Raw genomic sequence first — 6,537 nt, 5'->3', positions numbered from 1 at the left:
CACGTGGAGGTGTTTCTGCCGCAGCCAAGGGCGTGATGTTGACGTGTGCATTTTCTCCATGCACGTAAAGGTATGTTTGTTTATCTTTGAGTACTAAATTTTCTCTATATAGTGATATTTTTTTAAATTTGTGATCCTGGTAATATTAACTATATGATTTATCGTGTAGTATTATCAAAACATCGTAGTTATCTGGTATTTAATAAATACAGGGAGGTTACATGGGAAATATAGTTGAAGAGCAATCTGTTCATCAACATGCAAGGTTTAATTTGATCGATTCTCCTTGGATTCCTGTCGTCAATCGTGGTTTAGTTAGTTTACAGCAAATTTTTAGTGATCCAGCCCTACCAGCCTTGGGAGGGAGTGCTATTCAGCAAATTGCATTAATTAAACTCTTTTCAGCAATTGCACAAGCGGCACACACGCCGCAAAATGATCAGCAGTGGTATGAGTATAGTGCAGAAGCGCTCGGGCAAGATTGTCTGCGCTATTTGGCAGATTGGCATGATCATTTTTATCTTTATGGGCAAAAACCATTTCTGCAAATGCCTGCGATCCGAGCCGCAGCGGTGCAAGAATTCGGCGCTGTCCTACCTGAAATATCAACCGGAAATACCACTGTATTAACACAAATTCAGCAACCAAAATTGTTATCTGATGCAGATAAGGCATTGTTATTATTGGTTTTGATGGGATTTGCATTGGGTGGAAAGAAAACTGATAACACTGTGGTGTTGAGTCCTAATTATCGGGTGAAAACAAAAGATAACGGTAAGGGAACCACGGGTAAAGCCGGAACATCACTGGGTTTTTTGGGCATGCTGCATAGTTTTTATCTTGGTTCATCTATTTTAGAAACGGTGTATCTCAATTTATTGACAAAAGAAGATATTCAGCATTTGGGAGTCTTTAACCAAGGCTTGGGACGACCACCTTGGGAGCAGATGCCGACAGGGGAAGATGATGAGGTTGCCAGAAAATTAAAGGACACTTTAATGGGGCGTTTACTGCCATTGGGACGTTTCTGTTTACTGGCTGAAAATGGTCTGCATTATAGTGAGGGAATCCAGCATTATAGCTATAAAGAGGAAAAAGTGGCGGATCCGACCGTGGCGCTGAATCTGACAGGTAAGGAAGGAAAAGTATTGTGGGTCAACCCGGAAAAGCGGCCTTGGCGGGAATTGACCGCACTTTTGAGTTTTATCTCGACACCAACATTTGATTGTCCACAATTAAGCCTACCGGCTTTTCGGATAAAAAATAAATTCGCAACATTCGGTATTTGGTCTGGAGGCTTACGGGTAAGCAGCAATGCCGGTGAGCAGTATGTGTCGGGGCTGGATGATTTTGTTATAGCGACTATTTCACTTCATCGGGACTGTTTCGGTCAAACTTGGTTTACCGAGTGGCAAAAAGCGATGTCGCAATTGGATAAATATGCCAGCACTGTTTATAAATCGGTTTATCAGTTTTACACAGAGCAAAAATTAGAGGCTGCAAAGCAGGCTGCTGCCGCAGCGAATCAATTTTGGCAATTATGTGAACAGCAAGCGCAGGCTTTGGTTATTGCATGTCAGGAAATCACGGAGGATCAAGCAAGCAATCCTGAACCGTTAAATCGGCTATACCGCACTTTTATCGGTTATAGCTATCAGATTTATGAACAAAATACGATGAATGAAACCGGCAGGCAGATGGAAACCTGGGCGAAATGCCACCCACGTTTTGTCAAAGCTTCGTCTTCGAAGGAGAGAGCATCATGACGTCACAACCCTCAAAAAATCAGCGTTTTGTTGACTATGTCATACAGCAATGTTTGCAGGATAAAGGTTTTGCTGCCAAGTTGAAACGGGCGGATAATCCAAATACAGAGTATTACAGTTGGGAAATCTTGGTCAATTTTGTTGACCTAACAATCGATAGTAAACGCCTGCCTTATGCCCTTATTGCAGCGGCAATTGCAGATGGTAAGGTGCAGGAGAACGGTAGTCTTGGGCTTGGGTATATATTATCAAAATGCTATGACACTGATACGACATTGGGTAATCAGACCGATCCGGCGAAAATTAAATTGCGTCGATTATTAGCGTGCCAAAGTGCGGTCGAAGTTTGTGGTGTATTGCGTCCCATCTTGAGTTTGATTCGGGCAAAAGGCTTGGCGGGCAGTCTGGATTATGCTGCTCTGTTGGGCAACTTGTGTTGGTTCAATGAGCAGACGAAAAAACATTGGGCGATGGATTTTTACCGCAAGCAGGAGATTGAGTATGAATAATCCTTTGTACGCCAGTGTATTAAAATTAGGGCGGAAAGATATTAAGCAATTCTCAATTAAAGATGAATATGGTTTGCATAAAGTTATCTATTCATTATTTGATAAAGACGAACAAGCGGAAAAACGCCGCTTTTTATTTTGTGAAAAAGGCGGTGCTTTTGACCTGTCGAGCAAAGAGTATGTGAAACAGATTATTTTGCTGTCGCAGCAACCACCAAAATCTGCGATTGGCAACTATCCGCTAAAAATCCAAAGTAAGTTGATCCCAGAGACCTTTTTAAGCCATAAATATTATCGCTTTGAAATACGGATGAATGTGGCAAAACGCGATAACCAAAGTCAAAAAATCATGCCGTTAAAAGGGAAAGAGGCCATATTGGCTTGGTTTTTGCAGAAAAACGCCAGTTGGGGTTTTCAAGCCGATCCTGTCGGATTACAAATTACTGCGCATCAAGTGATGCGTTTTAGTAAAAATGACAAGATTGTGACACTCAATGCCGTGACCTTTCAGGGCACTTTACAGGTTGTAGAACCGCAACTTTTTGCGGATAGTTTTAGTTACGGTATCGGGCGGGGACGTAGTTTCGGCTTAGGATTATTGCAGCTGGCACCCCTCACAGACGATTTATTTTCTATTTAATTTCAGGAGTATCATATGATCAACCCATTAAAGAATACCCGTATTGAGTTTCATATTTTGCAATCTTTTCCGGTCACTTGCTTAAACCGTGATGATGTTGGCGCACCTAAATCGGCTTTGATTGGTGGTGTCGAGAGGGCAAGGGTCAGCTCGCAATGTTGGAAACGTCAAGTGCGGTTAACCATGGCGGATTTTGGAATAAAATTAGCGGTGCGGACCCGAAAAATTGAACAGTGGATTGCACAGGCTTGCTTGGTTCAAGGTGCGAACACAGAACAAGCGCAGAAATGTGCTGAAAAAATCGCTGGATTTTTAACCAAAGAGACATTGCACTTTATGACTGAAACGGAAGCAATGGCTTTTGCCGAATATTGCCAAAGTTTGGGTTATGATGAAGCTAAATTAAAAGATAAAGACGTGTATAAAATTGCGAAAAAAGCCTTTAATCCGGCGTTAGACGGTTTAGATATTGCGTTATTCGGCAGAATGGTGGCGCAAGCCGCAGAATTAAATGTGGAAGCCGCCGCCTCTTTTGCTCATGCTATTTCTACCCATCGGGTCAGCTCGGAAATTGACTTTTTTACCGCACTTGATGATCGTTTGCAAAAAGATGAAACCGGCTCCGGACATATGGGCGTATTACAATTCAATTCTGCTACTTATTACCGCTATGTCAGTTTGGATCTAGGACAATTGAACCAAACTTTGCAAGGGCAAGATTTGGATAAAGCGGTGGAAGCCTTTACCAAGGCATTGTATTTAGCGGTGCCGGCAGCCCGCCAAACCACTCAAGCGGGTGTTTGCGGTTGGGAATATGCCAAAGTTCTGGTCAGAAAAGGGCAGGGCTTGCAAGCATCGTTTGAAAGTGCGGTTAAGTCGCAAAAAGCCGAAGGGTATCTCAGACCAAGTATTGACAGATTAAAAGAATATCTTGCACACAAAGAAAAACTGTCAGGATCATTATTTGGCAAAATTGCAGAGTATAATTTTGGCGAAGACGAGAATTTTAATATTGATCAATTAGTAGCAGCATTGGTTCAGCATGTAGAGGTTACGAATGAATAATCCTTATATTTTGTTATGGTTGGAAGGACCGTTACAATCTTGGGGATTTGATTCAAAATTTAACCGTCGTGAAACCTTGCCGTTTCCAACCAAATCAGGCATTTTGGGGTTGCTTTGTTGTGCTTTGGGTTATGGCGGTGAACAACGAGAGTTTTTGTCGCTGTTTTCTGATTTGGATCTTCAAGTCGCAGCATATTCGCAAAAAGACCAAAACGGTCGCCTGATAAAGCCATTACAACTGCGGGATTTCCATATGGTAGGTAGTGGATTTAATGATGCGGATCCATGGCAAAAATTGATGATTCCCAAAACGGTTGCCGGAAAACCGGCGGTTGGGGGCGGTGCGAAATTGACATATCGCTATTATTTACAAGATATGGCATTCGCTGTGGCGTTAGAGGTGCCGGCAAATTGGCTAGACACCTTGGTGGAAGCCTTGCAAAATCCGATCTGGGATCTTTATTTGGGACGGAAATGTTGTGTGCCGACTGAATTTATCTATCAGGGAACGTTTAACGATTCAGCCGAAGCTTTTGCAAACGTGGAGGCTATTCTGGCTGACAACGGCAAAAACAGGGCGATCAATTTTAAGGTGCTTCAAGGCAATTATCCGGACTTAGGTGATAGTTTTGCTTTAAATGATGTGCCTATTTGCTTTGGTGAAAATAAGCAATACCAAGATCGCTCGGTGACAGTTATTTTAGAAACACAAGAATAAGGGTTGTCGGTGGCAGATAATAAACGGCTATTAGTCAAAATTACTCGGGAATCGTTACCTCAGGTTAAAGACAAATACCCTTATCTTTATCTAGAACGTGGTCGTTTGGAAATTGATGACAGTAGCGTTAAATGGATCGACTGTGATGGGAATGTGGTTCGTCTACCGATTGCGAGTATTAATTGTTTGTTGCTTGGTCCGGGAACAAGTTTGACCCATGAAGCGGTGAAAGTGATTGCAACGGCGAATTGTGGTTTATGCTGGGTGGGTGAGGACAGTTTACTCTATTACGCATCCGGCATTTCACCAACCAGCGATTCACGTAATTTTCGTCGCCAAATGCAACTTGCTGCCGATTCCAAAAAATCATTGGAGATTGCCCGCCAACTATTTGCAAAGCGTTTCCCGGATATGGATCTAAGCGGCAAAACCTTAAAAGAGATGATGGGGTTAGAAGGACAACGAGTTAGGAGTCTGTATCAAACGAAAGCTGAATACTATCAAGTCGGCTGGAAAGGGCGACAATATACACCCAACAAATTTGAACTCAGTGATTTAACCAATCAAATCTTAACCGCAGCCAATACCGCACTTTACGGGATTTTGTGTTCCTCAATACACAGCATGGGCTATTCTCCTCATATGGGATTTATCCACTCCGGCAGCCCGCTTCCTTTTGTGTATGATATGGCTGATCTTTATAAAGAGCATCTTTGTATTGATCTTGCCTTTGCTTTAACTAAAGAGATGGCGGGTATGTATGACAAATATTGCGTCTCATCGGCATTCCGCGAGAGAGTGATTGAGTCTGATTTATTGACCCAAATTAGCACGGATATCAGCGAATTACTGGGAGGACGAAAAAATGCTGGTCGTACTGGCAAATGATCTACCGCCGGCTGTGCGTGGACGGATGAAATTATGGTTTATTGAACCTCGTCCTAATGTTTTTATTTCAGGGATTAAAGATTCTGTAGCAAAGACCGTGACCGAATATTTATTAGGGCATTGCCCATTAGAAAGCGGACTCATTATTTTCAGAAAAATCCCACAAGCCCCCGGTTATGAAATTCGTACTTTAGGCCAGGCTAAGAAAGAATTAATCAATATCTCTGGTTTACAATTAGTGATCGAAAAATTTATCTAACCAACTTATCATTCAAAAGCCCAAGATATTGTGTTAAGACTAAGCTCTTTAACAATATAATGGTATTTTCTCCACACCTGTGGAGGTGTTTCTGATGCAAGCGTTTTAGCATAACGAGTAGCAATATTTTCTCCACACCTGTGGAGGTGTTTCTAAATTATGACAACCGCACTTGCAACACTCACCATTTTCTCCACACCTGTGGAGGTGTTTCTCCATGTTAATCGAATCCGTCAGCTGCACTTCAATTTTCTCCACACCTGTGGAGGTGTTTCTGCTGGATCATTGTTAATTGGAAGTGTTGATAAATTTTCTCCACACCTGTGGAGGTGTTTCTTGAGGAGGCAGAGCTGTCAGAAAAATTTGCCGATTTTCTCCACACCTGTGGAGGTGTTTCTCAGAATCTCTCTCGGCGTGGAACGAGATGGTTATTTTCTCCACACCTGTGGAGGTGTTTCCGACAATGCCAATGCCACTGCTGCACGACACTAATTTTCTCCACACCTGTGGAGGTGTTTCTTTGTTATCCCAACGGAAAACAAACCACGTTGTATTTTCTCCACACCTGTGGAGGTGTTTCTTTATCAGAGGGGATAAATTTTTCTTCGAATGGATTTTCTCCACACCTGTGGAGGTGTTTCCCCTTTGTCTCATTTAGCTAAACCAAAGAAAGAATTTTCTCCACACCTGTG

The 6,537-nt window shown here is 42.4% G+C and carries 7 protein-coding genes and 1 CRISPR repeat array; all 7 genes read left to right on the top strand.

The genetic code is table 11. From position 1 onward, the window contains the following. Positions 1–221: 221 nt before the first annotated feature. Genes casA through cas2e form a run of 7 tightly spaced genes read left to right on the top strand, consistent with a single transcriptional unit; the run spans position 222 to position 5,845 of the window. The gene (gene casA / locus FHQ30_RS09295) at positions 222–1,766 is read left to right on the top strand and encodes a type I-E CRISPR-associated protein Cse1/CasA (RefSeq protein WP_139611222.1); all 1,545 of its coding nucleotides are present in this window, start codon (positions 222–224) and stop codon (positions 1,764–1,766) included. Next, the gene (gene casB / locus FHQ30_RS09290; RefSeq protein ID WP_139611223.1) at positions 1,763–2,275 is read left to right on the top strand and encodes a type I-E CRISPR-associated protein Cse2/CasB; all 513 of its coding nucleotides are present in this window, start codon (positions 1,763–1,765) and stop codon (positions 2,273–2,275) included. The genes casA and casB overlap by 4 nt, the downstream gene beginning before the upstream one ends. Next, the gene (gene cas6e, locus FHQ30_RS09285) at positions 2,268–2,915 is read left to right on the top strand and encodes a type I-E CRISPR-associated protein Cas6/Cse3/CasE (protein ID WP_176552630.1); all 648 of its coding nucleotides are present in this window, start codon (positions 2,268–2,270) and stop codon (positions 2,913–2,915) included. Before casB ends, cas6e begins: the two co-directional genes overlap by 8 nt. Before the next feature lie 15 nt (positions 2,916–2,930). Then, positions 2,931–3,980, top strand: coding sequence for a type I-E CRISPR-associated protein Cas7/Cse4/CasC (gene cas7e, locus FHQ30_RS09280; RefSeq protein ID WP_139611225.1), 1,050 nt, complete (start codon positions 2,931–2,933; stop codon positions 3,978–3,980). Beyond that, complete coding sequence (gene cas5e / locus FHQ30_RS09275) at positions 3,973–4,698, top strand: type I-E CRISPR-associated protein Cas5/CasD (RefSeq protein WP_139611226.1); 726 nt, start codon at positions 3,973–3,975, stop codon at positions 4,696–4,698. Before cas7e ends, cas5e begins: the two co-directional genes overlap by 8 nt. Before the next feature lie 9 nt (positions 4,699–4,707). Next, the gene (gene cas1e, locus FHQ30_RS09270; protein ID WP_139611227.1) at positions 4,708–5,586 is read left to right on the top strand and encodes a type I-E CRISPR-associated endonuclease Cas1e; all 879 of its coding nucleotides are present in this window, start codon (positions 4,708–4,710) and stop codon (positions 5,584–5,586) included. After that, positions 5,564–5,845 carry a type I-E CRISPR-associated endoribonuclease Cas2e gene (gene cas2e / locus FHQ30_RS09265; protein WP_139611228.1) on the top strand — a complete coding sequence of 94 codons (282 nt, stop codon included), beginning with the start codon at positions 5,564–5,566 and terminating at the stop codon, positions 5,843–5,845. The genes cas1e and cas2e overlap by 23 nt, the downstream gene beginning before the upstream one ends. 64 nt (positions 5,846–5,909) lie before the next feature. Further along, positions 5,910–6,486: direct repeats of the CRISPR family, unit length 28 nt; unit sequence ATTTTCTCCACACCTGTGGAGGTGTTTC. Positions 6,487–6,537 lie beyond the last annotated feature (51 nt).

The sequence above is a fragment of the Testudinibacter sp. 'clade 2' genome (assembly GCF_006227735.1).
Taxonomy (GTDB): domain Bacteria; phylum Pseudomonadota; class Gammaproteobacteria; order Enterobacterales; family Pasteurellaceae; genus Chelonobacter.
This window is presented reverse-complemented; position numbering and strand designations above follow the sequence as displayed.

Bases quoted from the DNA above. Each gene is read 5' to 3' on its own strand.
- cas6e (WP_176552630.1), top strand. From the start codon at position 2,268: ATGAATAATCCTTTGTACGCCAGTGTATTAAAATTAGGGCGGAAAGAT.
- cas5e (WP_139611226.1), top strand. From the start codon at position 3,973: ATGAATAATCCTTATATTTTGTTATGGTTGGAAGGACCGTTACAATCT.
- casA (WP_139611222.1), top strand. From the start codon at position 222: ATGGGAAATATAGTTGAAGAGCAATCTGTTCATCAACATGCAAGGTTT.
- cas7e (WP_139611225.1), top strand. From the start codon at position 2,931: ATGATCAACCCATTAAAGAATACCCGTATTGAGTTTCATATTTTGCAA.
- cas2e (WP_139611228.1), top strand. From the start codon at position 5,564: ATGCTGGTCGTACTGGCAAATGATCTACCGCCGGCTGTGCGTGGACGG.
- casB (WP_139611223.1), top strand. From the start codon at position 1,763: ATGACGTCACAACCCTCAAAAAATCAGCGTTTTGTTGACTATGTCATA.